General features: G+C 42.8%; 14 protein-coding genes and 1 pseudogene. 7 read left to right on the top strand and 8 right to left on the bottom strand.

Annotated elements, in window-relative coordinates; all coding sequences use genetic code 11:
- The first annotated feature begins 81 nt into the window (after window positions 1-81).
- From D7D25_RS13725 to D7D25_RS13700, 7 genes and pseudogenes are all read left to right on the top strand, one after another.
- On the top strand, window positions 82-1,071 hold the full coding sequence (locus tag D7D25_RS13725) for a FecR family protein (RefSeq protein WP_122969509.1): 990 nt from the start codon (window positions 82-84) through the stop codon (window positions 1,069-1,071).
- Between the two features lie 289 nt (window positions 1,072-1,360).
- Complete coding sequence (locus tag D7D25_RS13720; protein WP_122969508.1) at window positions 1,361-4,678, top strand: TonB-dependent receptor; 3,318 nt, start codon at window positions 1,361-1,363, stop codon at window positions 4,676-4,678.
- A 15-nt stretch (window positions 4,679-4,693) separates the two neighbouring features.
- The gene (locus D7D25_RS13715) at window positions 4,694-6,184 is read left to right on the top strand and encodes a RagB/SusD family nutrient uptake outer membrane protein (protein ID WP_122969507.1); all 1,491 of its coding nucleotides are present in this window, start codon (window positions 4,694-4,696) and stop codon (window positions 6,182-6,184) included.
- 152 nt (window positions 6,185-6,336) lie between these two features.
- Window positions 6,337-6,681 (top strand): annotated as a pseudogene (locus D7D25_RS18580) (alpha-L-fucosidase); the annotation flags it as partial.
- Window positions 6,682-6,950: 269 nt separating this feature from the next.
- Window positions 6,951-8,489 (top strand): sulfatase, encoded by a 1,539-nt coding sequence (locus tag D7D25_RS13705; RefSeq protein ID WP_122969505.1) that lies wholly within the window; start codon window positions 6,951-6,953, stop codon window positions 8,487-8,489.
- 2 nt (window positions 8,490-8,491) lie between these two features.
- A complete protein-coding gene (locus D7D25_RS18055; protein ID WP_158602623.1) occupies window positions 8,492-8,653 on the top strand; it encodes a hypothetical protein in 162 nt (53 codons plus the stop codon).
- 324 nt (window positions 8,654-8,977) lie between these two features.
- Window positions 8,978-10,123, top strand: coding sequence for an ATP-binding protein (locus tag D7D25_RS13700; protein ID WP_122969504.1), 1,146 nt, complete (start codon window positions 8,978-8,980; stop codon window positions 10,121-10,123).
- A 69-nt stretch (window positions 10,124-10,192) separates the two neighbouring features.
- Here the strand turns inward: D7D25_RS13700 and D7D25_RS13695 are convergent, their stop codons facing one another.
- The 8 genes from D7D25_RS13695 to D7D25_RS13660 form a co-directional block, all read right to left on the bottom strand.
- Window positions 10,193-11,749 (bottom strand): arylsulfatase, encoded by a 1,557-nt coding sequence (locus D7D25_RS13695; protein ID WP_122969503.1) that lies wholly within the window; start codon window positions 11,747-11,749, stop codon window positions 10,193-10,195.
- A 109-nt stretch (window positions 11,750-11,858) separates the two neighbouring features.
- Window positions 11,859-13,259, bottom strand: coding sequence for an arylsulfatase (locus tag D7D25_RS13690; RefSeq protein WP_122969502.1), 1,401 nt, complete (start codon window positions 13,257-13,259; stop codon window positions 11,859-11,861).
- A 136-nt stretch (window positions 13,260-13,395) separates the two neighbouring features.
- Complete coding sequence (locus D7D25_RS13685) at window positions 13,396-15,285, bottom strand: RagB/SusD family nutrient uptake outer membrane protein (RefSeq protein ID WP_122969501.1); 1,890 nt, start codon at window positions 15,283-15,285, stop codon at window positions 13,396-13,398.
- 12 nt (window positions 15,286-15,297) lie between these two features.
- Window positions 15,298-18,783 (bottom strand): TonB-dependent receptor, encoded by a 3,486-nt coding sequence (locus D7D25_RS13680; protein ID WP_122969522.1) that lies wholly within the window; start codon window positions 18,781-18,783, stop codon window positions 15,298-15,300.
- 217 nt (window positions 18,784-19,000) lie between these two features.
- Window positions 19,001-19,972: a FecR family protein gene (locus tag D7D25_RS13675; RefSeq protein WP_122969500.1), complete on the bottom strand. Its 972-nt coding sequence runs from the start codon at window positions 19,970-19,972 to the stop codon at window positions 19,001-19,003.
- A gap of 127 nt (window positions 19,973-20,099) precedes the next feature.
- On the bottom strand, window positions 20,100-20,663 hold the full coding sequence (locus D7D25_RS13670; protein WP_255417315.1) for an RNA polymerase sigma-70 factor: 564 nt from the start codon (window positions 20,661-20,663) through the stop codon (window positions 20,100-20,102).
- A 128-nt stretch (window positions 20,664-20,791) separates the two neighbouring features.
- On the bottom strand, window positions 20,792-22,201 hold the full coding sequence (locus D7D25_RS13665; RefSeq protein WP_122969498.1) for an efflux transporter outer membrane subunit: 1,410 nt from the start codon (window positions 22,199-22,201) through the stop codon (window positions 20,792-20,794).
- Complete coding sequence (locus D7D25_RS13660; protein WP_122969497.1) at window positions 22,188-25,370, bottom strand: efflux RND transporter permease subunit; 3,183 nt, start codon at window positions 25,368-25,370, stop codon at window positions 22,188-22,190. The genes D7D25_RS13665 and D7D25_RS13660 overlap by 14 nt, the downstream gene beginning before the upstream one ends.

Below are 25,370 nucleotides of genomic sequence, written 5' to 3'. Positions count from 1 at the left end.
TTAACAAAGGTTAATATTTCGTTAAAATAAAAACGATATTCCTGTAAGGTTTTTCCCTTTTTCACGTATAAAACAATAAATATGTCAGAAGAAATTATAAGATTGGTTGAAAAGTTTCTCTCCAGCTCCATATCGAAGGAGGAGATGCATCGGTTGCTACGCGCTTATCAACAAAAACAGATAAGCGAGGAGCAGTTCGATGAATATTATGCCGGCAAATGGAGAAGTGCCGGACAGTATGCATCTCCTTTTTGCGATGAAGGAAAAAAGAGGATATGGAAACAGTTCCAGATGCATATGCGCGAAAATGGGGCAATGCTTCCGAAACGTAAAAACAGATGGGTTTCGTATGCAAGCGTGGCAGCTGTTGCTATCTTGTTTTTTATGCTGGGCATATCGTTTCACCTGCTTCGTGGGCATTCACAGCAAGAACTTATTGTGATGGTGGAAAATGGGCAAAAAGCAAGTGTTCAACTTCCCGACGGTTCGCATGTGCGTCTCAATTCGGCAAGTGAGCTCCGGTATTCTCCGGATTTTGGAAAGAAAAACCGGACTGTAAAGCTGCTGGGGGAAGCTTATTTTGATGTGCAAAGCAATCCCGACAACCCGTTCATCGTGCTCACCCGAGGAGATTTACAAGTAAAGGCACTGGGGACGAAATTCAATATCAAATCTTATCCCAACGAGGAACAAATAACCGGGACACTTATCGAAGGCAAAATTGAAGTAAGCAGCCCGCTGTTATCCGAAGTGCTGAATCCCTATGACCGGATTGCGTACCATACCAAAGAAATGACGTTCAGCAGATCTCATATCGACAATGTGGAGGAAGCCATTTTCTGGATGACAGATCAATTCGTATTCGACAAAGAAACGCTGGAAAATATTGCCAAAATGCTGGAACGGACATATAACGTAACCATTTCTTTTGCATCTCCCGATATAAAAGAGATACAGTACAGTGGGAAAATAAAAAACAACAGTATGGAGAACGTATTAAGCCTTATTACCGTTGTTTCTCCTCTGCAGTACACATTGACCGAATCACACATTACATTCAGTAGAAAATAAATAATAACTCATAAAACTGACGCCTATGAAATAAAACGGAGAATAACGAACCCAATTACATGGTAAAAAAGCCGGAGCAATGTGAGGGCATTACTCCGGCAGAAAGCGAAAGCTTTAAAGAATGCAATATCTGCTAAATTAGGATAATAGCATGACAGCGCCTTAGTAGAAGGAAAACGCTGTGGACCGCATTCTCATGTTAGTGCAAAAATACTCAATCAAAGAGAATTCCGTGCTTTTTTATCCTTAATTCTATCTTAAAACAAACTAAAATCTAAAAAATCATTCAATGAACAAACAAATTAAACGAATTGGTGTAAGTTGTTTGGTTTTGCTCCTGTTAAGCATTGGACAAACCATAGCACAACTAAGTGTTTCCGCGACAAATACGGAAATAAGAAACGTACTTCGGCAAATTGAAAAGATAAGCGAGTATAGTTTCTTTTACAGTGATAATTTCCTGGATTTAAGCCGGAAAGTGACTGTTCAGGCACAGGATGAAACAATTGAAAACATACTGGACACTTTATTCCGGAATACAAATATTGGTTACCAGATTAATAATACGCAGATAGCGGTGTCTGTAAAAGGCGAACAGCAACAATCACTTGTTAATACAGTTCAGCAACAGAGGGGAAAAGCCATATCCGGATTGATCCAAGATGAGCATGGGGAACCAATTATCGGGGCCACCATTGTCGAGAAAGGTAATCAGGCCCATGGGACAGTTTCTGATATTAATGGGGAATTTACTCTGACGAGCCTTTCTGAAAACGCTGTACTCCTGATTAGCTATGTCGGAATGGCAACACAAGAGGTTGCTTTAAATGGAAAGAGCACAATAAATATAACAATGCGTTCAGATACAGAATTATTGGACGAATTAGTAGTTATAGGGTATGGAACTCTTCGTAAACGGGATCTTACAGGTTCGGTGGTTTCATTATCTGAAGGACGATTTACAGAGGGAATAAATACCAATGCCTTGCAAATGTTAAATGGGAAAGCCGCAGGTGTAAATGTTAGCCAAACAAGTTCTGCACCGGGAGCTGACACTAAAATTCAGATTCGCGGAGCTGGTTCCATCAACAGTAGCAACGCCGCCCTTATAGTTGTAGATGGATTGCCTGGAGTAGATCCTAGCTCTATCAGCCCGGAAGACATCAAATCCATTGAGGTTTTGAAAGACGCATCGGCTGCCGCCATTTATGGAACCCGTGCGGCAAATGGTGTAGTACTCATTACAACCAAAGGAGGAGAGAAAGGTGAAGTTGTAGTGAAATTTGGTTCCGAATTCGGAGCACAATCAGTAGCTAAGAAAATGGATATGTTGGATGCCAGACAATATATGGAGATACTGAATGCTCTCCGTATTGAATCAAAAGATCCACGAGGTGAGATCTATTCTCCAGAAGAAATTGCCGCTGCTGGAAGGGGAACAAATTGGCAGAACGAAATTTTCCGTACGACAGCCCCGGTTCAGAACTATCAATTGTCATTTGCAGGGGGTGCGCCAAAAAGTGATTATTACTTAGGGTTGAATTATTTTAATCAGGAAGGATTGGTTAAGAAGTCAGATTTTAAAAAATTCAACGTACGGGCAAATATGAACTTTGATCCAAAAGAGTTTTTGCGCTTTAAATTCACACTAAATTATACTCGTGCCGATCGCAATTCTATGTATGAGAACATGGATGGCGTTAACGAGGGGGCTGGTCCTATTAACTCTGCTTTACAGTTTGATCCAACTTTACCTGCGGGAATTAATCCTGAAACAGGAAGATATTATCTCAACAACTTCATTGCACTTGACAACCCAATGGCACTTCTTAACGGTGTAAAAGGACAGAATCAGCGTAATACTGTTTACGGAACGTTCACCAGCGAAATAGAACCCCTGAAAGACTTGGTAGCTACCATACGTTTAGGTGGGACTGTAATGTCCTATATGCAGTCTTCATATAGAAACCGAATGACAATGAATGGACTTGCCAATAAAGGGATTGGATCCAAGCAAGCAGATGAAAATACACAATGGCTCGTTGAATTTTTACTGAATTATAAAAAGAACTTCAATGGCATTCATCGGATTTCATTGTTAGCAGGTACTACCTATGAACAGTTCATGAGACAATATGTATATGCAGACTCTCGGGGATTTTTATCTGACGTGACAGGAGCTGATTTACTGCAAAGTGGTGATAACCTCAATGGTGATAACATACGTTCTTTTAAATCAAGGAATCGTCTCAATGGCATACTCGGACGTATAAATTATGAATTGCTTGATAAATATTTACTTACGGCATCATTCCGTTACGATGGCTCCTCACGATTTTCCCCAAAAAACCAATACGCCTTTTTCCCCTCTGTTGCAGGAGCGTGGCGTCTATCGGGTGAACCATTTTTCAACATAAATGTCGTTGATGATTTAAAATTACGTATCGGATATGGAGAATTAGGAAATCAGGGTATTGACAATTACCAGACTATACAGACTTTGGTTGCCGGAGGATCAGCTGTTTTCGGTAATGGATTGGCCTCAGGTGTACTCCCTGCGCGATTACCAAATCCCGATCTGAAATGGGAAACAACATCCGAGTTGAACATGGGAATTGATTTTAGTCTCTTGAGGAATCGAATTAGTGGGACGGTTGATTACTTTATCCGCAATACCAAAGATCAACTGTTCAGTAAACCGCTACCATCTGCGATCGGATTCAATGACATTATGGTCAATGCGGGCACTGTAAAAAATAGCGGTGTGGATATTATGATTAATACGCTAAACATACAAAATCGTGATTTTAATTGGGAGACATCATTCAATCTCTCCTTCTTAAAAAATGAAGTAACAGAATTACCCTCATTTATCCCCGAATTGATAACCGGATCAATTGCAGGATTTATTTCTGGTTATGAATTGACAAAGATAGGACATCCTATTTATTCATTTTATGGATATGAGGTGGAAGGTATTTTTCAAAAAGGAGATGATATCGCCAATTCAGCACAACCTAACGCGAAACCGGGAGATTTAAAATTTAAAAATCAGAACGGTGATAATGTAATAGACCTCAACGACCGGGTAATTCTTGGAAAACCTTTTCCTGATTTTACGGGAGGATTAAACAACCGCATTAGTTATAAAAATTTCACCTTTGACCTATTTCTCCAATGGGTAAATGGTATTGAGACATTAGATGCGAATGTAGCCGAAAGCATTTATCCAACGAATGAGTATCGCAATCGTATTGCGAAGTATTATTTGAATCGATGGACAGAAGATAATCCTTCGGATACTTATCCGAGTGGTGTGAATCCGAGTAGTTATGGTGGCGCTTATTCGATTAATTCACTTACAGTTACCGATGCGTCGTTTGTACGCTTGAAAACAGTTAGCCTAAGCTATGATATACCTGTTAAGACGAATAAATTTATTCGTAATCTGCAAGTATATGCTTCCGGTGATAATTTATTCACTATTACCAAATTTGATGGATTTGATCCCGATGCCAGTGCACGAGGAGAGAGTGTCTCCAAAGTTAATTATAACAGTTACCCTTTGGCACGTACAATTAGAATGGGAGTAAATGTAACATTTTAATAAAATAGAATTATAATGAGACCATATAAAAAACAACTATTACAAATATTGTCAATCGTTCTACTATCTTCAGTAATAGGTTGCAGTAATTTCTTGGAAGAAAAGGTATATACTGAATACGACCCGAATGAGTTTTTAAAAGAACAATCGGGTATCGACGCATTACTTACAGGTGCATATGCCCGTTCACGGATTATCAGTTATACAAGCAGAAACTATACCTACCTAATGAACGAGTTTACTACTGATATTGCTTTTGAAACAGGAGGAGGTTTAGAACGTGATGCAAAGCCTTACATTGATTTTACCTGGGCCATCAATGATGGTTTTCTGAATAATTTTTGGATACAGATGTATCAGGCTATCGCGAGTGCCAATAATGTACTGAGTGTAGCAGATGGACTTTCGGGGCTTCCAGAAACACTCGTAAACAAAATAAAAGGTGAAGCGCGGTTTATTAGAGGTACTTCTTATTATTTCTTATATAATATTTTTGGGCCTACTCCAATTATTGAAATTCCCTCAGGAGCAACTCCTGATGAAATCGAACAAATTGGCAAATCTACACCCCGTGCAATCAAAGATGTCTTTGTTAAATATTTGATCGATGATTTGACTTTTGCGGCTGAAAATCTTACCGTAGAAGAAAATCCTATTGGAAGGGCTACTAAAGGTGCAGCTTTAGGAGTATTGACAAAACTCTATCTACATGAAAAGGATTGGGAGAATGTTATTACTACAGCTCAAGAAGTAATCGACTTGAATTATTACTCACTTTATAGTGATTACACTAGGTTATTTTCAGTGGAAGGAGAGGATAATAAAGAGTTTATCTATCGAGCTCCTTGTATCGCACAAAATGGTTATCATAATAATTACATGCCACATGCCTTTCCTCCGAATTACCCTATTCAATCTAATTGGGTAAATTTTGGTGCACAATTCCGCACTTATACAACTTTTTATAAGACGTTTGATGAAAATGACAATCGAAGAAAACTAATCATTGCAGAATATGAAGATTTGTCAGGAACATTGGTAAAACTACTGGAAGATGAAAACGGTAATCCTTTAGATGATGTGCGTAGTTTCAAATACTGGCCTGACCCGAATGCTGTTGGGGAAGCAAATGGGAACGATATTGTTTATGTGCGTTATGCAGATATTTTAATGAGTAAAGCGGAAGCATTGAATGAGAAAAATTATCCGAATCAGGAGAGTATCGACCTCATTAACAAAATTCGACACCGGGCAGGAGTTTCTGAGGTATCTTTAGATCAGTTCTCTTCAAAAGAAGAATTACGAGATTTTATTTTAGCTGAACGTGGTCGTGAGTTTTTCTCGGAAGGATTACGCCGTGAGGATTTGATACGTCACGGTAAATTTATTTCTAGTGCTATTGATCGAGGTAAAGCGGCAAAACCATATCAAATAGTTTTTCCCATTCCGCAACGACAAATAGAGGCTAATGAAAAGCTTGTACAAAATGAAGGCTATACACAGTAATTTATATATCATTCCAAGAACTTATGATCTTTTTAGAAGATTATGAACTTCTTGCTATAAATATTATTTTTGTAATGTAAGGGGGAAGATTAACGATATAAACCTGTTCTTTCCTTTGCCATTGCCTTGTGTATTACAACTTGCTGAATATCATGCCAAAAAAATCAATCTCTCTTTTCTTTATTTTTTTATTGTCGACAGTTGGTGTGGTTGCCCAAATCCACCAGCGACCTACTCCCAGTGCTTCTCAGCTTCGTTGGGCAAATGCTGAATTAGGTGTGATTTTTCACTACGACTTGCACGTTTTCGATGGAAAAAAATACAATCAGACTGCTAATCGTATACATCCCGTGGAAGATTATAACATTTTTAATCCGACCAGGCTGGACACCGATCAATGGATAAAGGCGGCGAAAGATGCCGGTGCAACCTTCGCCATCATTACTGCCTCTCATGAGACCGGATTTGCCATTTACCAAAGTGATGCAAATCCATACAAAATTGAACTAAAACTGGATAAAGCACAACCCGTCAATCAAATTATTCTACAAGAAGAGATCATCAAAGGCGAAAGTGTTCGTGATTATCATGTAGAAGGATTGACCTGCCGAGGCTGGGAAATTCTTTGCCAAGGAGAATCGATAGGACACAAGCGTATCCAAAGATTCTCTCCGGTTACTGTTGGCAAGATTCGATTAGTTGTAAACAAACAGGTAGGTACCCCAGAAATTTCTAATTTTAGTGTCCACAAAATAGATCAATAGTTATGAACCCAAAAAAAATTTTACCACTTGCATTGATTCCGCTGACCGGATTGTCAGCCCAGAACACTGTTATTTCCGATAGTCGTCCCAATATAATCTTATTTATGGTAGATGATATGGGGTGGCAGGATACCTCATTGCCTTTCTGGAAAGAGAGAACCCCGCTTAACGAGCGTTATCATACTCCCAACATGGAGCGGCTGGCTTCGCAGGGGATGATGTTTACACAAGCATACGCATGTGCCGTAAGTTCTCCTACCCGTGTGAGCCTGATGACCGGCATGAACGCCGCCCGACACCGCGTAACCAACTGGACCCTTGAAAAAAACAGTTCTACCGACAGAGAGAGCGAAGTGCTTCAGTTTCCGGAGTGGAATGTAAATGGTATCTGCCAAGTCCCCGGTATACCCTTCACGTATGAAGTAACGTCGTTGCCGCAACTGCTTAAAAACAGCGGCTACCACACCATCCATTGTGGCAAAGCCCATTGGGGAGCCATCGACACGCCTGGTGAAAACCCCCACCACTTTGGCTTTGAAGTAAATATTGCGGGACACGCGGGAGGTGGAATCGCCAGTTATTACGGTGAACAGAATTATGGAAACCGGGTCGATGGAAAACCCTCTCCGTTACAAGCTATCCCCGGTCTTGAAAAATATTGGGGAACGGAAACTTTCGCTACAGAAGCATTGACCCTGGAATGCCTGAAAGCCCTAGACAAAGCCAAAAGCTTGGGTCAGCCCTTTTACCTCTACATGGCACACTACGCCATCCATATCCCCATAGACAAGGATCAGCGTTTCTATAAAAAATATATCGATGACGGACTCTCTGAAAAAGAGGCAGCCTATGCCGCCCTGATCGAAGGGATGGACAAAAGCCTGGGTGATCTGATGGATTGGCTGGAAGAGAATAAGCTGGATGACAATACCGTGATTATTTTCATGTCGGATAACGGAGGTTTCTCCACTTCCACCCAGTGGCGTGACACACCTTTACACAGACAGAATGCTCCGTTGAATAGCGGGAAAGGATCAGCCTATGAAGGGGGGATTCGTGTACCCATGATCGTAAGATGGCCGGAAACTGTGCCCCCCAATACCCGGTGTGACGACTATCTCATCGTTGAAGATTTTTTCCCCACCTTGCTCGATATAGCCCAGGTGAAGAGTCGCGAAACAAAACAAGCGGTAGACGGTATCAGTTTTATGCCGATGCTGGAAGGAAGAAAGACCGATTATACCGGACGTGCTCTCTATTGGCATTATCCTAACCTCTGGGGTAATGAAGGCCCGGGCATTGGTCCCACAAGCTGCATCCGTAAAGGAGACTGGAAATTGATTTATTATTATGAGACGGGTAAAAAAGAGTTGTTTAATATTACCGAAGACATTGGGGAAACGACGAACCGGGCAACACAAGAGCCAGGATTGGTGGAACAACTTTCAAAAGAGTTGGGAGAATATCTTCGCAGCGTGGAAGCACAACGTCCGATATTCAAAACTTCCGGAAAGATGTGCCCCTGGACTGATGAAATTTAAAAATGAAATATAAATTCAACAATACCATTAGTAAAGATATCCAGGAAATGAATCATCTTTATGGCAATCCGGAATATAACAGCATCATTGTAGACTTGAAGGCCGAACTGAAACGGTTACGGGAACAGTATGATGATCCTATCAGGGAGCAGTATCCTTTGTGAAGATTGATATATCTGTAATTCTAAGTCAAAAAGAGGTTGTTCAGATCAAATCTTATACTGAACAACCTCTTTCTGTTGGAAGTGGTACGCTTTTCTACAAATCCATCCCTATTCCTTTACTCTTCTCCTCCTCGAGTATCTGCTTAAGGTATAGATAATATCTGTCTAGCCATCCTTTGCCTTCTACAATAGGATATCCCCACAAAATAAATATATCCTTTAGATTTAGCTGGTAGATAAATATGTATTTTATCCAAATCGACCTTTGAGAAATTACGCAATTTGCGTTACGCGATTTGCGTAATTTTTGAAAATTGCATATATTTGTACGAAATTAAAATCAATATAATAAGTATGAATCCGTTTTTATTATACAATTATCTAGATCCCGATTATTTCTGCGACAGACATAAAGAAACAGAAATTTTATTGAAGAATATAAATAATAAGAATAACACAGCCGTGTTCTCTCAGCGCAGGTTAGGGAAGACGGCGCTTCTCAAGCATGTCTTTTATCTTTTGAAAAAAAAACAAAGTACCATCTATCTGGATATCTTTCCAACTTCATCCTTAAAAGAATTTACAGATTACTTAGCTACAGCTATTTACAAAGAGTTCCCCATACATAAAAGTACAGGGAGAAAATTTTGGGAACACATAAAATTATTACGGCCTATACTTAAAATAAATGGATTGAGCGGAGAACCTGAGTTAACACTGGATATTTCTCAACCTGAACAGATAGAGAAAAGCCTTCCTCAACTTTTTTCTTTTCTTGACCAACAGGAAAAAAAGATAGTAATTGCTATTGATGAGTTTCAACAGATACTCTCATACCCTGAAAAAAATGTGGAGGCTTTACTTAGAACAATTATACAAAATCTACACAATATCTCCTTTATATTTTCAGGGAGTGATAGTCGGTTAATGATCGAAATTTTCAATAGTGCCAAAAGACCCTTTTACGGAAGTACCAACTTCATGACTCTAAATAAAATACCCAGAGAGGAATATGTCTCTTTTATTAAGAATTCATTTCATTCCGTAGGGGTAGAGACAGATGAAAAAGTTCTTGAAATGATATTAGATCTTACATGTACCCATACATATTATACACAACGGCTATGTCATGAAATCTATGCTGACCGAATATCCTATGTAAAAGAAAAAGATGTTGTAAATATCCTTTATAAATTAATTCAACAGAATGAGGCTGTTTATTTTCAATATAGAAACTTATTGACAAAGACACAATGGAAAACCTTAAAAGCGGTTGCTGCAGAAGAGGCTGTTTATCAGCCATATTCACAATCTTTTATAAAGAAATATAGCTTGGGGACTGTCTCAACATTACAGCGTAATTTGAAAGCGCTTGTCGACAAGGCAATTATTTATAATAATTTGTCTGTAGAGGATCCATATTATGAGGTAGAAGATAAGTTCCTGATGCGTTGGCTACAGAATGAATGATTATTGAAATTCTCGTGGCTCAGATCAAATATTTGGGTGGAAGGAGCGGATGACATTCATGTCCGTAACCTACAAATCCATCCCTACGCCTTTACTCTTCTCCTCCTCGAGTATCTGCTTAAAAAATCTCACCTTCAGGCGGTTCTTTTCAGCCACATTGTCGTATTCCCCCCGGTCATGGCGTAAATCGTAGAGTTGGTCCTCCGGGCTGTTCCCCATTTCAATATCGGTGAGCCTTTGGTATGCATTGCCATTATTTGGCTCAATATATTTCCAGTCTTTGGTGCGGATCATAAGCGAAGTGCCGGCTCCGATCAGGTACTCACGCCCTTCGCTGTCGAGGCCGAGCCATGCGGGAAGTTGATTCCTGCTATCGCTTGATTTTTCCTCCTCCAACTCAATACCCGTCAAAGCGGCCAGCGTGGCTAAGAAGTCGATCTGGGAAACCAGCGCATCGGAAATGCCAGGACGGACCACCTGCGGCCAGTGAACAATAAAAGGCACTCTTGTTCCTGCTTCAAACATACTGTACTTGCCGCCGCGATAAGGCCCCCACGGTTTGTGATCCATCAGGCGCTCCACGGCTTCGTCCGCATAACCGTCGTCCACCACCGGGCCGTTGTCGCTCGACAAAATAATCAGCGTATTCTCATACACTCCCGCCTCTTTCAATGCGCGGATCACTTCACCCACCGACCAGTCGAACTGGGCGATTGCGTCGCCCCGGTGTCCCATCTCGGTTTTGCCCCGGAACCGCTCGTTCGGATAGCGCGGCACATGGATATCGTTGGTGCCGAAATAAAGGAAGAAGGGTTTCTCTTTATTCTGTTCTATAAAACGGACGGCGCGTGAGGTGATGCTGTCGGCAATGGTCTCATCCTCCCAGAGGGCAGCTTTGCCCCCTTTCATATAACCGATGCGGGAGATCCCGTTGATAATGCTCTGATCATGGCCGTGGTTGGGACTTGGCCTCAATTTTGTCAGCAGTTCGGGATTATCCTTGCCGGTAGGCTCCCCGGGAAAGTTCCGCGAATAGCTTACGCTGATCGGGTCATTTAGGTCGAGGTTTGCCACTTCCTGGTTTTCCAGATAGACACAGGGTACCCTATCGCCCGTTGCCGCCATAAGGTAGGAGTAGTCGAATCCGATTTCGCGCGGGCCGGGAGCAATTCTCGCGTTCCAATTCTGGGTGCCGGTCTCCTCTCCGATGCCGAGGTGCCATTTTCCTACCGCTCCGGTGGTATATCCAGCCTCTCTCATCAGTTTAGCCACATTGTACCGATGCGGTTTGATGATCAAACCTGCATCGCCACGGGCAATACCGGTGCCGTTCCTTCTCCATGGGTACTCGCCCGTAAAAAGCCCGTAACGGGAGGGGGTGCTGGTTGCGGCAGCGGAATGGGCGTTGAGGAAGCGTACACCATTCGCTGCCAACATATCCACATGGGGAGTAGTCACCCGGTGAGCCCCGTAACAGGAGAGATCTCCATAGCCGATATCATCGGCATAGATCAATACAATGTTGGGTTTCTCCTGAATCACTGTCGGCTTTACCTCCTGTGCTTGCGCGGGAAGCGCCAGACAGCTGCCGAAAGTGAGGAGTGACCGGGTAGAAAAATTTTTCATAATTGGAAAGTTTATTAGATATTATATTGATTAAGGAATAAGATTGTTGATAATCAGACATCTAAAATCTTATTCGAGATGAACTCCATTGGAGGGCCGGATCAATTACTTAAAACAAGGGCCAGTTGGGATCGTCGGTTCTGGCCTTCATCATGATCTGTTTCAGTTCTGCCGCTTTTTGAGGATAGAGATCGAGCAGATTGTGATTCTCCGAAGGATCGGACGCAAGATTATAGAGTTCGTACAGTCCTTCCTGGCGGATATCAAGGTGCAACAGTTTCCAGTTGTCTTTTATTACCGCTTGCCGGCCACCCAATTCCTGAAACTCGAAATAAAAATAATCACGCTTCTGCTGGCCTTCTTTATCCAATAATGTGGGTAGAATGCTGATTCCGTCACTCTCTCCCGGTAGCTGGATATCCAGCAATTCTGCAAAGGTAGACATATAATCCCAGAATGCGAAAGGAAAACTGCTCTCCTTGCCGGAGGCGATTTTGCCGTGCCATGCAATGATGGTAGGTACACGGATACCCCCTTCATACAGGTCACGTTTATATCCGCGGTAAATGCCATTGCTATTGAAGAAATCCGGATCAGCGCCTCCCTCGCGGTGGGGACCATTATCGCTCGTAAATATGATGAGTGTATTTTCATAGACACCTGTCTCTTTGAGCTTCCCGATAATCTGTCCCACATACATGTCGATACGTGAAACCATCGCGGCGTGTGTAGCCCGCGGATGTTCCTGTGACATATATCCTCCTTTTCTGAATGCGGGGCCGGAATCAATCCCCTGGTATGGGTTTTCATCGAATTTCCCTCTCAGGTTTTGGATGATGGAATCTTCGGGTACAATCAGTTCCGCGTGTGGAAGCACCATGGGAACGAAGAGGAAGAACGGATCCCCATTGTATTTATCGATAAACTCCAGCGTTTTCGCCTGGATCAGGTCTTGCGAGTACGCGCCGAATTGTCCGTTATCATTTTCAGGAAACGCTATTTTTGTCTGATTGTACCATAAATGGCTTGGGTAATAGTTATGTGCCAGGAGTTGGCAATTGTATCCATAAAATTCATCCACACCCTGATTGTTGGGGTCGCCTGTGGAACCGGGTTGCCCCAATCCCCATTTGCCAAAGGCGCCGGTGGTATAGCCTGCATTCTTGAACAGGTGGAAAAGCGTAAAGGTGCCGGCCGGCAGGGGAAACTGTCCTTCGGGTTTTATTTCCTGATTTCCGCGGATGGGGGTGTGGCCGGTGTGCAATCCGGTCATCAGGCTGGCGCGCGAGGGTGCGCTCACGGTGGTTCCTGAATAGGAGCGGGTGAACCGGATCCCGTCGAGCGCCAACCGGTCGATATGGGGTGTTTGGAATTTTTCCTGGCCGTAACAACTCAGGTCCCCGTAGCCCAAATCATCGGCCACGATAAACACCACATTGGGTTTTTGCTGGGCGTTGAGCGGGGTTAACGCTGCCAGGGAAAGTCCCGCAGCAAAAATTTCAGTCTTCATATTGTTTCGTTCGAGTTATTTTTCAAAGTTACATCAAATAGAGTGAAATATTATTTTTCAAAAGGAAATCTGAATCTTTCCACTTCCGCCCTTACATGCGCTGTGCGTAACAGCCTTTAGGGTTTAAAAAATAATATTAATATCCGGGATTTTGTTCTAATGCCGGATTCAATACTATTTCATCCGTTGGAACCTGGTACAAATAATATTTGTCGAGCCATCCCTTACCCTCTACAATGGGATCAGCCCACAAATAAATATAACCTTCAGATTTAGATTTGGTTGGTAAATGCGTATTTTCATCCCAAAGCGACTCGTTAACCTTTGACTGTTGTATCCACATGCCCAACTGCTGTCTGTTGATATACCAAGATGCTTTTTTCCACCTGCGCACATCATCGAATCCAAACCCTTCACCCATGAGCTCAATCATACGTTCCCGGCGTATTTCCCAGAGTACAGGATCTACGGTCGTGTCTCTTTTCGGGTCGAAGTTCGCATCAATTTCGGCCACAATCATGGGATCAACTCCGGCTCTTTCGCGAAGCTTATTGATGCTCATATTGGCAATTGTCTGATTAAACAGGCCTTGTTCCCATTTTACTTCTGCGTAGTTTAAGAGAACTTCTTCTATTTTAAAAATGGGTTTATCGGAAGTATTTAAAGCCGCCTGATTGAAATTTGTTTCCCATTGATTCCAATTTTTATATACATAGTAACCCGAACGACATGCTACATATGCCGCCGCTTTCGTTCCTTGTGCAGCTATGCCATTCTGTAAATTGGGTACATAGGCTAGGAGGTTTGCTCCCCAGTTTTGGGCAGGAAGACGTTTCATTCCAACACCGGGATTGGAAGTGGAACTGTTAATTCCCATTATATCAATATATTCCCTGTCAGCCGGATTATCTGTAAAAGACCAGGTATTATAATCTCCTTTTCCGGCTTTCACTCTATAAGGGGGCATGATGGTATGATACATACGAGGATCCCTGTTTCGAAATGTGGAGTACATGTCTTTATCTCCGTCATATAATGAAGAATTTGAGATAGTTTTCCCGTCTTTACATAAATACATGTCTACCGTGTGCTGCGGCATTTCAATAATATGGGAAGAGGTGTGCTCTACATAATTATTGTTGTTCAACAGGGTGGACTCCCTGTATTCTTTATAAAGAATCACCCCGGGGACTTTACCTAAATCTTCCGTTGTCCACATTTCACCGTATCCGGCTGCCGGTTGTCCGTCCGTACCGGTGTAAAGTGTCGGATATTTAGCCATTAATATTTCGGAAACGCGTGCACATTCGGAGAAATATTTATCATGATCGCCTAAGCCATGATACTTACGCCATGTACCCTCCCTCAACGTAAAGCGTGACAAGGCGGCTTGCACCGCATTCTGGTTAATGGTGTTTTTACCATTTTTGGCTTCGAAATCCCCTATATGTTCTTCGGCCCATTTTAAACGGGTCAATATGGAATCGGTAACCATCTTGCGGTCGTTTCTCGGCCCGTAAGCATCAGTGGAGGTCTCATTCAGCACTTGGGTAATCCAGGGCACATCGCCGAAACGGTTTACGAGTTCCATATACCAAAAGGAATGAAAAAAGTAACCGACAGCTTTCCAGTGATCTCTTTCGGCCTGTGTCAGTTCATTGTCTTGGTCAACATGCGATAACATGATGTTTATCCGGCGGATATAGTCGAAGTTCCATCCATTACCTGTGGTAGCGTTCTGCACGGTTTGAAAAGCGTATGAGTTAAAATTAAACCGTGTAGTCAGATAACCGGCGTTTACGTCACCCCTGTATTGGGCATTCTGTGAAAAACCATTGGAAAGGGATGTGGCAATCGTTGTGTTGGTGAACATCTCATAACAGGGGAATATAAATGCTTTGAAATTATCATATGTCTTGAAAGCGTTCTCTTCCACTAACGATGTACGTGGATTTTTCTCCAAGAAGTCATCGTTGCAAGCCATAATCAAAGCGGCTGTTAATAATATAAGGATATATTTTCTCATTGTTTCTTAAAATTAAAATGTGATATTTGCACCGAATGAAACAGTACGATAAAATGGGTAGTTCCAACTAATCCGTTCAGGGTCTATACCCTTGGGTAGTGACGAGAATGTTGTCAAATTTTCCACTCCCACAAATAACTTTAACTGTTTAACATGAAGATTTTGTGTTAAAGAGGTTGGAAAAGCATAGGAAAGAGTGACGTTTTTCACACGTAAATAAGCAGCACTTTGTAAAAACTTATCCGAGATACGTGCATTGGACTCCACATTTTGTACTTGTCCGTAAAGACGGTAATATTTTGCGTTAGGATTTTCAGCAACCATATAATTGGGATCTGCCGGATCAGTGCTTACAGGTTTCCAATAATCTGTCTGATTATAGTATAACGGTTGAAAAATTGCATCGCTGGCGCTCGTCCCTCCAAACGGGAACATAGCTGCTCCACTCAACCAGACATCACGTTTACCTACACCTTGGAGCATCACGCTTACATCAAACCCTTTGTAATTAACTCCCAAGTTAGCACCGAACTGGTAACGTGAAGTTGAATTGCCGATGATGGTTTTATCTCCCGGATTGTCCACTGTATTATCTCCGGTGTCTATTCGATTTTTACTGTTCTCGTCATCTCTTAGATTTTTGAACTTCATGTCACCTGGCCGGACATTGTATCCTTGAATTGAAGTGACTCCTTCTTTTAATTGCCATGTATTTAAATCTGCAAAATCATTCACTGAATAGTATCCGTCGGCAACATAGCCCCAAATTTCTCCAAGCTCCATGCCTACACGATATCTTTTTGCATCTTGGGCATCGTTTCTGTCATAAAATAATCCACCTTCGTTGGCAAATTTAGTAATATGTGAACGATGGTCATAAATATTAAATCCTATATTGTAACCAACTTTTCCTATCCTATCCCTCCAGGAAACAGCCAATTCCCATCCGCGTGTCCTCATATCAGCGCCGTTTTGCGCGGGAGCTTCTGCTCCTACTACTGCCGGGAGTTGTAAAGCTCCGGCTTTTGTCAGCATTCCCCGGGTATCGCGTTGATACCAGTCAAAAGTCCCTCTGAGCCGGTACTTGAGTAAGCTAAAGTCAATACCGAAGTCAAGGGTTTCCACAGTCTCCCAGGTGAATGTGCTGCTTACCAACCCAGGTAAACCAATGGTGGTCACCCTGTTTCCATCGATCAACCAGACCGTATTTGCACTATTAATGACCATCTCGGGACTGTATTGATAAGGATTAATAGCCTGATTACCTATTTGTCCCCACGATATGCGGAATTTCAGTTCTTCCAGCCATCTCTTTGAGAAACCCATGAAATCTTCTTGTGCAACCTGCCATCCGGCTGAAACGGAGGGGAAGAAACCAAATCTTTTTGATTTTGGAAATTTTGAGGAACCATCATACCGTCCGTTCATTTCGAACAAATATTTATCCAGATAATTATAGTTTAAACGATAAAATCCACTGCGAATGGAATACTCTGAATATTCTTCCTTCAGCGTTTTTTCACCGGTAGCATTGCCTAACGATGGAATAACATTTGACACTTGGTCTTTCACTTTATTTTCGATTATTTCATACGCACTGGATTCCTGGTTAAATCCGCCCATTAACTTAAAATTATGGCCTCCGAATGAATGGGAATAAGTAGCATACGTGTTGATCGCATTATAATCTGTGAAGTACCGTTGCCTTGTCAATTCATCGTTGGTAGGGGCAGTGCTCACAGCCAATTGAATGGTGGTGTGTGTCCATTTATCGGTGTAATAGGAGTAGTTAAAGTCGTCTTTGTCGTAAGTGTATTCGAATACAATATCCAGATTTTCTATTGGTTTTATAATTGATTTTGAGAAGATACGGGGATTGTTTCTGATCGTATTGCTGGTATTGGCATACATGATTACGTTCTTGGGTGTAAATAGCGGTGCTTCCTCTCCCGATAGGGAAAGAGAGGCTGGCAACATCCCTTCGGGATAATAATTAACGAGACGCAGTGTATAGATGTCGTTTCCTCTTCCCTGGGGCATTGTTTTTTTACTCTGTGCATACCGGATATCCAATTCCTGCGTAAACCAATCCGTCATATCTGCCGAAATAAAACTACTGATATTCATTCTTCGGTAATAGTCTTTGTTTGTAATCATTGGGCCATCTTCAGAACTGTAGCCTCCTGCCATCCTGTAACGGACTTTTTCCGTTCCTCCGGATGCAGAGATATTGTGACTCGAATAGTAACCTGTTGTTAATACATTGTCAAACAGGTCTTTTTCATGTAGGTAATAAGGTATTCCATTGTCTACATAAATTCCATCCCCAATCGTATTAAACGAACCGGGGTTTCTTTTATATTCTTCTAAATATTCCATCCACTTGCTCACATCTTGTGAATTAGACCAGTAGATATTGCTAAATCCTGCGTCCTGATAGGCTCTGAAATAATCCGATAGAGGAGCCTGCTGAGGACGGTTGATGGATGACTCAAACCCGAAGTTATTATTGTAGTTTAACTGAAAGGCAGTGTTGCTGTTTGGACGTTTGGTAGTAATCAATAAAACGCCATTAGCAGCGCGGGCACCATAAATAGCGGAAGACGCGGCATCTTTAAGTACACTGACAGATTCGATATCCTCGGGATTTATCATATTTAAATCGCCGGGAACGTTATCGATTAATACCAAAGGCTCACCTCCGTTGATAGAGAGTGTTCCCCGGATATTGATTGACTTGTTGTTCTGTCCAGGAGTGGAAGACCCTGATATCATCAGACCTGGGATCGATCCCTGCAAAGCTGCAAATGCATTGTTTACTGGTCTGTCCCCCAACACATCGTCCATCTTTAGGGCAGAAACAGCACCTGTGAGATTTGCTTTTCTTTGGGTGCCGTATCCCACGACTACCACCTCTTCTAACGTTTTCGTATCTTCCTGCAATATAATGTGTAAGGTATTTAGCCCGACTGTGGAAACGCTTTGCGGCTGGTATCCCACATAGGTTACCTCTAATACGGCATCGAGAGATATGCTAAAGACGAAATTACCGTCGATATCGGTGATGGTACCGTTGGAAGAATTTCCTTTTTCAATGATGGTTGCACCGATAATCGGTTCTCCGTTTTCATCGGTAACCCTTCCTGTTATCGTTCTATTTTGCTGAGCGGCTTGGATGGCTGTGGCATTTTGATGTACTTTTTTTGATAGAACAATATAATCTTTCTCAAAATTATAACCAATATCGGTGTCGGAGAAAGCGGTATTGAGATAGGAAGATACTCTACCCGAATTGTGCTGGAAATTCACTTTCCGGTTGGTATCTACTTCCCGGTTACTATAAACGACCAGATAATCGGTTTGCTTCTCAATTTCGTCGATTAACTGGCCAATGGTCACGGAATTCGTCTTAAGTTCAATAACCGCGTCCTGTGCGTTTGTATTGAGTGCCATCAATTGAAAAGTGAAGGCAAATAGGAATAGTAAGCAGATTTTCATGATTTTAAATAAATATTTACAATCACTTTTTTTTCGCGAAAAGTGATCAAATGAAGTGTTTATTTTCATACATTTGTGTGTTTAGAGTGAATACTAAATTGATAATTGAGTGTTTTGCTTTAATTGGAGCGGCAAGTGTTGGCGCACTTGTCGCTTTTATTTTACTTCTATATTATTTCTCATAGGCATTTATAAATTAAATAATTAGTGAATTAATTTACTTTGTCAAAGTAATAATATTGTTTTCTCTATCTCTTTCAATTTTGAAGGTTTGAATTTTTTGTAAGATATGCAAGATCTCTTCAATGCCGTCACGTTGACGGAATTTCCCGGTATACCTTACATTAAAGATATCAGAATCTTCTACTACAATTTTTATGTCATAATAGAGTTGTAATTTTTCGATAATAGTGATTAAGCGTTCATTGGTAAAAGCGTAAATTCCATTTCTCCAGAGCATGTGTTCGGGATTATTTGTATTACTGACAGTCATATCTTTACCTCTGATTATTACCTGTTCGTTCGGTTTCAGGATAATATTGCTTTTTTCATCATCCGCCTGATAGACTTTCACTGAACCCTCTACCAGATCTGTCTGAATGTAGCCGGCGCCGGGATAACTGTATACATTGAATTGTGTGCCCAGTACCTCCATGTCGATATGCTGTGTAGATACAATGAATGGCCGCTTTTTCTCCTGGGCCACATCGAAGAATGCCTCGCCAGTTATTTCCACGGTACGGTTCTTTTTGGAGAATTGGGACGGGTACACTAATGTCGATTGTGCATTCAGCCAGACTTTTGTTCCGTCTTGCAACGTTATTTGGGCGCGTTGTCCGGCCGGTACGTGTAATGTGTTCATGGCTGTCCCCGGGTCCGGGTTCGACAGATAAAATGTAACCCAAACAGTGGAAGCCACAAGAATAAGTGCGATGGCTGCATACTTTGCCATATTGAAGAAGAACTTTCTTTGGGCATTCCGCTTGATTTGGGAAGTGAATACCTTGAAATGGCTGACGCCTTCATTACGGTCTGTGGGACGGGATGAGAGTTGCGAGACCGCATTCAGGTTCTGCAGACGAATAAATTCAGCCTTTAACCTGTCGTCGTTTTCAATGCGCCGAATCAATGCCAGTCGTGCCTCAACCGTTAATTCTCCTGAAAAATATAGTAAAAGTTGGTCGTCCATCTTAATGCTTGTTATATATAAAACGAATAAGTGATGAAAATCCGCTAAGAAAAAAGAAATTTTTTTGTTAAAGAGGTATAGAGTTAACCCTGCTTGACCTATATTCTGATAATAAATTAATTGATAATCAAATAAAAAAGAAAAGAAAAAGCGGCATGTAATCCTTTAATGCTTCTTTCAGTTTTTTATAGGCAATGGCCATCTGGCTTTCCACGGTGTGGATGGAAATATTGAGTTCCCGCGCGATCACTTTCTGTTTTTTCCCTTCGATCTTATTCATCACAAAGATTTCCCGGCATCTCTCCGGAAGGCTATCTATGGCATTAGAGATAATGGTATCTATGTCGTTCTCGTTGAGTAATTTATTATCCAGGGCTTCCAGTGAGTCGAATTTCAGTTTGAGTGTACGGGTGTACTCAGATTGTATTTCGTCAACGGCAAGTTGCTCAAATGTCTTGCGTCGTAGAAAATCGACACACCTGTTTTTTAGCATCATAAACAGGAATCCATTGAGGTTGACCAAGGAGGTAAAATCTAACCGCTTTTCCCAAAGTTCGGAAAAAATATCCTGCACAATATTTTCCGCATCTTCCTCGCGGATCAAATATTGCCGGGCGAAGCGTTTCATTCGCGCATAATAAGAGACATACGCTTCTTCAAATCGAGCCTTATATGTCGGTGAGGCTTGCACTGATGTTATTTTTTGTATTTTTTCAATATAATAAAATTCAAAAATACAAAAAATATAATAAGCCGGCGAACCGATTATCATTTTACGGTCGGCAATACTTTGCAAAGATAGCTATAAGGGGAGGCAATTCATTCAGCACCTCCTCCCAAGGCCCGGTATAAATTCACTGAATATTGCAATTGTTCGAGCTTGTCGCTTACCTCGCTAAGTTGTGCCGAGAGATAGTTTTGTTCTGCTGTGAGCACTTCGGTATAATTGGCTTCACCGGCGATCAGTAAATCCTTTGTATATTCCACTGCTTTCCGGGTTGAGACGATTTGCTCCTGGCGGACACTGTTTTTTTTAGCGGATGATTGATAAGAAAACAAGATATCCGAGACTTCCTGTCCTGCCCTTAGCAGGGTATTTTTGAAAGTAATCAGGGCCGCTTCCTGTTGGGCTTTTGCTATTTTCAGGTTTCCTTTCAATTGTCCCCTGTTGAAGATCGGTTGGGTTAATCCCCCGATAACGTTTGCCAATAAGTTTTCACTGCTGAAGAAGTTGGTGAATCCGGAGGCCGCGAAACCTATCATCGAACCCGCATTCAATGTGACAGAGGGGTAAAAACTCGCCTGTGCCGCATTCGTCAACTCAAAAGCAGAACGTAAGTCAAGTTCTGCCTGTATTACATCGGGACGCCTTGCCAACAGTTGGGCGGGCACTCCTGTTTGCAGTTTCCCCGGGATCGTCTGCGTTTCGAATGCCGATCGTTCTATTGCACCGGGTTTGCGGCCGAGCATTACAGAAATGGCGTTTTCCATTTGACGGATAGCGCTCTCAAGATCATAGATACTCAATTTTGTCCTCAACATCAAAGCACGGCTTTGTTCTACGGCAGCCTCATTTACATTTTGCATCCCAGCCTCTTTCAGCGCCATCATTGTTTCCACATTTTTTTCCAGAAGCGCGACTGTTTCTGTGGTTATTTGCAGTTGCTCGTCAAGCGCCAGCAGAGAAAAATAAGAGGTGGCAATATTGGCGATGAGAGAGCTCTGGATGAGATTTCTATAAGAATGGCTTTGCAGGAACAACGCATGTTTCGACCTGGCTTGGCGGTTCAGTCTTCCCCACAGGTCCAGTTCCCACGACGCGGCAATTCCCAGTGTGACGTTATTCGAATTGTAGCCAAGCCTCTTATTGGCGTCACTCGTTGTCATGTTTGATACCTGGCCTGTAAGTGACACAGTGGGGAAATAGGATGCGCGCGCCATGTTCAGGTTCGCTTCGGCCTGACGGATACCGGTTACCGCCACCTGCAAATCGGCGTTGTGTTTCAGGCCTTCCTCGATCAATCCAATCAAATGGGTGTCGGTGAAAAACTCCCTCCAGGGGATATCGGCAATGGTGGTTGTATCCCCTGCGTGACTGTCCCTGTATAGATCCGAGGTGTCTATTTCGGGTCTTTGGTAGCGGTTTAACACCTGACAGGAGGATAATCCCGGAAAGACCAAGACCATCCCTATGAAGATGACCGGCAGTATATTTTTATTTTTGCTCATTGCTGTTTTTGTTTATTGAGTCATCACTTATGTTCACAATGCCTGATTTTGCGAATTTATCATGCAGGGTTTGGAATATGATGTAAAGTGAAGGAATGATCAACACACCCAGTACGGTTCCGATCAGCATGCCTCCAATGGCACTGATGCCGATGGAACGGTTTCCGACAGATCCCGCTCCGGTTGCAAAAAAGAGGGGTGTCAGCCCTGCAATGAAAGCGAACGAGGTCATCAGGATAGGACGCAAGCGGGCCACCGCTCCCTTGACGGCCGCCTCCACTAAATTCATTCCCTGTTTTCGTCGCTGGATGGCAAACTCCACAATCAGGATGGCGTTTTTAGCCAACAAGCCGATCAGCATGATAAGGGAGATCTGAACGTATATGTTATTGGTAATACCCTGTGTCACCCCAAATAATTTCAGGAAGATAAATACACCTGCCAAACCTACCGGAAGCGAAAATATCACGGAAAGGGGGATGATATAACTTTCATAAAGGGCACAAAGAAGGAGATAGACGAATATCAGGCAGATCACAAAAATAAGCAGTGTCTGGTTACCGCTGCCGACCTCCTCGCGCGTCATCCCAGTATATTCGAACCCATATCCTACCGGAAGTTCTTCCGCTCCCATCCGGTCGACAAGATTGATAACGTCACCGGTACTGTATCCTTCACTAAAGTTGGGAACAATGGTGACATCCATCGACGCGTACATATTATACCGGGTGTAGGATTGTGGTCCGGAAAAGTCGGTTATTGTCAGGTATTCGGTAATAGGAGCCATTTCGCCTGATGCGGTTTTCACAAAAAGGGCATTCAGGTTATCCATGTTTTTACGGTATTCGGGTGAAGCCTGTATAATAACACGGTAGGGTTTTCCGTACAACGTAAAGTTGGAGGTGTACATGCTGCCGATATACATTTGCAGGGTGGATAAAATATCATTGAGTTGTAACCCCGATTCTTTTACCTTGGCGATATCCACCTCTATCTGCTTCTGGGGAAAATTGGGATTAAAAGTGGTGTAAGCGGCCAGTATCTGATCTGTAGACTGCAACTTGCCCAGAAAATCCTGTGTGACATCAAAGAAATCATAGATATTCCCTCCTGTCCTGTCCTGCATCTTTAACTCCACGCCGCTACTCAACCCAAAGCCCCTTAATGTGGGGGAGCTGAACACCGTAAACGAAGCGCCTATGATAGAGCTTGTTTCTTCGGTCAAAGCGGTCACTATCTCTGAAGCTGTCCTCTTTCTCTCTTTCCAGGGTGTCAGTTTGATGATGAGTGTGCCGTAGGGGCTGCCCAGGCCACTCATGAAGTTGACACCGCTGATACTTGAAATGTGTGCCACCTCCGGTATTTCTTTTGCGATTTCGTATGCCCGGTGCACCATCGAGTCGGTCCTCTCGAGTGAGGATCCCGGCGGCAGGGTGATCATACAGAGCATCGATCCGCTATCCTCTTGGGGAACAAATCCGGTGGGGGTGGTTTTCATCAATAAAAACAGTGCCAGGCTGAATACTAAAATCATTGTTACGGTTATCCAGCGGTGATTTTTCTTTCCCAGATAACGCAATGTTTTTTCATATTGATCGGTCAGTTTCAGAAACCATTTGTTAAACCATGCCGTGAAACGCTTGAATATATTTTTCTTCTCCGCCGCCTCTGCCGCGTGCGGTGAAGTGAGTAACAATGCACTCAACGAGGGACTTAATGTGAGGGCGTTGATGGCTGAGATGAAAATAGCCACTGCCAATGTGAGGCCGAATTGTTTGTAGAAGACACCGCTCGTCCCCCCGATAAAGCTGACCGGAATAAATACCGATGCCATCACCAGCGTAATGGATATAATGGCCGGGGCTATCTCCTTTAATGTCAACAGGGTCGCTTCTTTCGCATTTTTAACTCCCTTCTCCAACTGGGCATGTACCGCCTCGACCACCACTATGGCGTCGTCCACCACAATACCGATGGCAAGGATAAGGGCGAACAGCGTCAACAGGTTGATCGAAAATCCCATTACCTGCAACACGAAGAAAGTTCCTATAATGGCAACCGGAACAGCTATGGCAGGTATCAAGGTGGAACGGAAACTTTGCAGAAAGAGAAAAACTACGAGAAATACAAGCAGAAACGCCTCAAAAAAGGTGGAGATAACTTTGGAGATAGATGCATCTAAAAATTCGCTGGCGTCTGCCATATAGACGAATTTAAAACCCGGAGGGAAGGTTTTTGAGGCTTCATCGAGTGTCGCTTTTATATTTTTGATCAACTCGGTGGCGTTGGAGCCGGCGATCTGGCTTACCTGCATCACTACTGAAGGGCTGCCATCGGTGGCCGACATTACCGCGTAAAATAGGGCCCCTAACTCAACCTCTGCCACATCACCCAGGCGGAGTATGTGTCCGTCCTGAGAACGGATAATAATGTTCTCGAACTCTTCTACCGACTTTAATCTTCCGGTATATTGCAGAGAATATTCAAATGTCTGATCGCTGTTTTGGCCGATTGAGCCGGGCGCCGCTTCCACATTCTGGTCGTTTAACGCCGTCTGCACCTCGGCAGGAGTCAGATTGTAGGATGCCATAAGGTTCGGGTTCAGCCAGATTCGCATTGAATATGTCTTTGCTCCCATTACGCTGGCATCTCCAACACCCATCACACGTTTTATCTGAGGCAGCACGTTGATATCGGTATAATTCTGGATAAATGCCTGGTCATGATCCGGATTGGTGGACGATAAAGAGATTGTCAACACATTATCACTCTGTTGTTTGGCCACGGTTACACCAGATCGCGTGACTTCTGCCGGAAGGAGGGAGGTTGCCTGGCTTACCCGGTTTTGTACCATCACGGCAGCGATATCCTGATTGACTCCCGGTTCAAAATATACAGTGATACTTCCCGAACCACTGTTGGTGGCGGTGGAAGTCATATAGGTCATACCTTCCACGCCGTTTATCTGCTCTTCCAACGGTATGATCACGCTGTTCATCACCACTTCAGCGCTCGCTCCACTATAATTGGTGGATACGCGTATGGTGGGAGGAGAAATATTGGGATATTGCTCTACGGGAAGGGTAGCCAGGCCTATTATCCCCAGCACTACTATCAGGATCGAAATAACGGTGGCAAGCACCGGCCTTTCTACAAATATTTTCAGCAT

It is taken from the genome of Proteiniphilum sp. X52 (assembly GCF_003712195.1).
In the GTDB taxonomy this organism is placed as follows: domain Bacteria; phylum Bacteroidota; class Bacteroidia; order Bacteroidales; family Dysgonomonadaceae; genus Proteiniphilum.
Note: the sequence above shows the minus strand (reverse complement) of the source record. Positions and strands in the feature narration are given on the sequence as shown.

Excerpts from the sequence above, each read along its gene's own strand:
- D7D25_RS13725 (WP_122969509.1), top strand. The coding sequence starts at position 82 with ATGTCAGAAGAAATTATAAGATTGGTTGAAAAGTTTCTCTCCAGCTCC.
- D7D25_RS13720 (WP_122969508.1), top strand. The coding sequence starts at position 1,361 with ATGAACAAACAAATTAAACGAATTGGTGTAAGTTGTTTGGTTTTGCTC.
- D7D25_RS13715 (WP_122969507.1), top strand. The coding sequence starts at position 4,694 with ATGAGACCATATAAAAAACAACTATTACAAATATTGTCAATCGTTCTA.
- D7D25_RS13705 (WP_122969505.1), top strand. The coding sequence starts at position 6,951 with ATGAACCCAAAAAAAATTTTACCACTTGCATTGATTCCGCTGACCGGA.
- D7D25_RS18055 (WP_158602623.1), top strand. The coding sequence starts at position 8,492 with ATGAAATATAAATTCAACAATACCATTAGTAAAGATATCCAGGAAATG.
- D7D25_RS13695 (WP_122969503.1), bottom strand. The coding sequence starts at position 11,749 with ATGAAAAATTTTTCTACCCGGTCACTCCTCACTTTCGGCAGCTGTCTG.
- D7D25_RS13690 (WP_122969502.1), bottom strand. The coding sequence starts at position 13,259 with ATGAAGACTGAAATTTTTGCTGCGGGACTTTCCCTGGCAGCGTTAACC.
- D7D25_RS13685 (WP_122969501.1), bottom strand. The coding sequence starts at position 15,285 with ATGAGAAAATATATCCTTATATTATTAACAGCCGCTTTGATTATGGCT.
- D7D25_RS13680 (WP_122969522.1), bottom strand. The coding sequence starts at position 18,783 with ATGAAAATCTGCTTACTATTCCTATTTGCCTTCACTTTTCAATTGATG.
- D7D25_RS13675 (WP_122969500.1), bottom strand. The coding sequence starts at position 19,972 with ATGGACGACCAACTTTTACTATATTTTTCAGGAGAATTAACGGTTGAG.
- D7D25_RS13665 (WP_122969498.1), bottom strand. The coding sequence starts at position 22,201 with ATGAGCAAAAATAAAAATATACTGCCGGTCATCTTCATAGGGATGGTC.
- D7D25_RS13660 (WP_122969497.1), bottom strand. The coding sequence starts at position 25,370 with ATGCTGAAAATATTTGTAGAAAGGCCGGTGCTTGCCACCGTTATTTCG.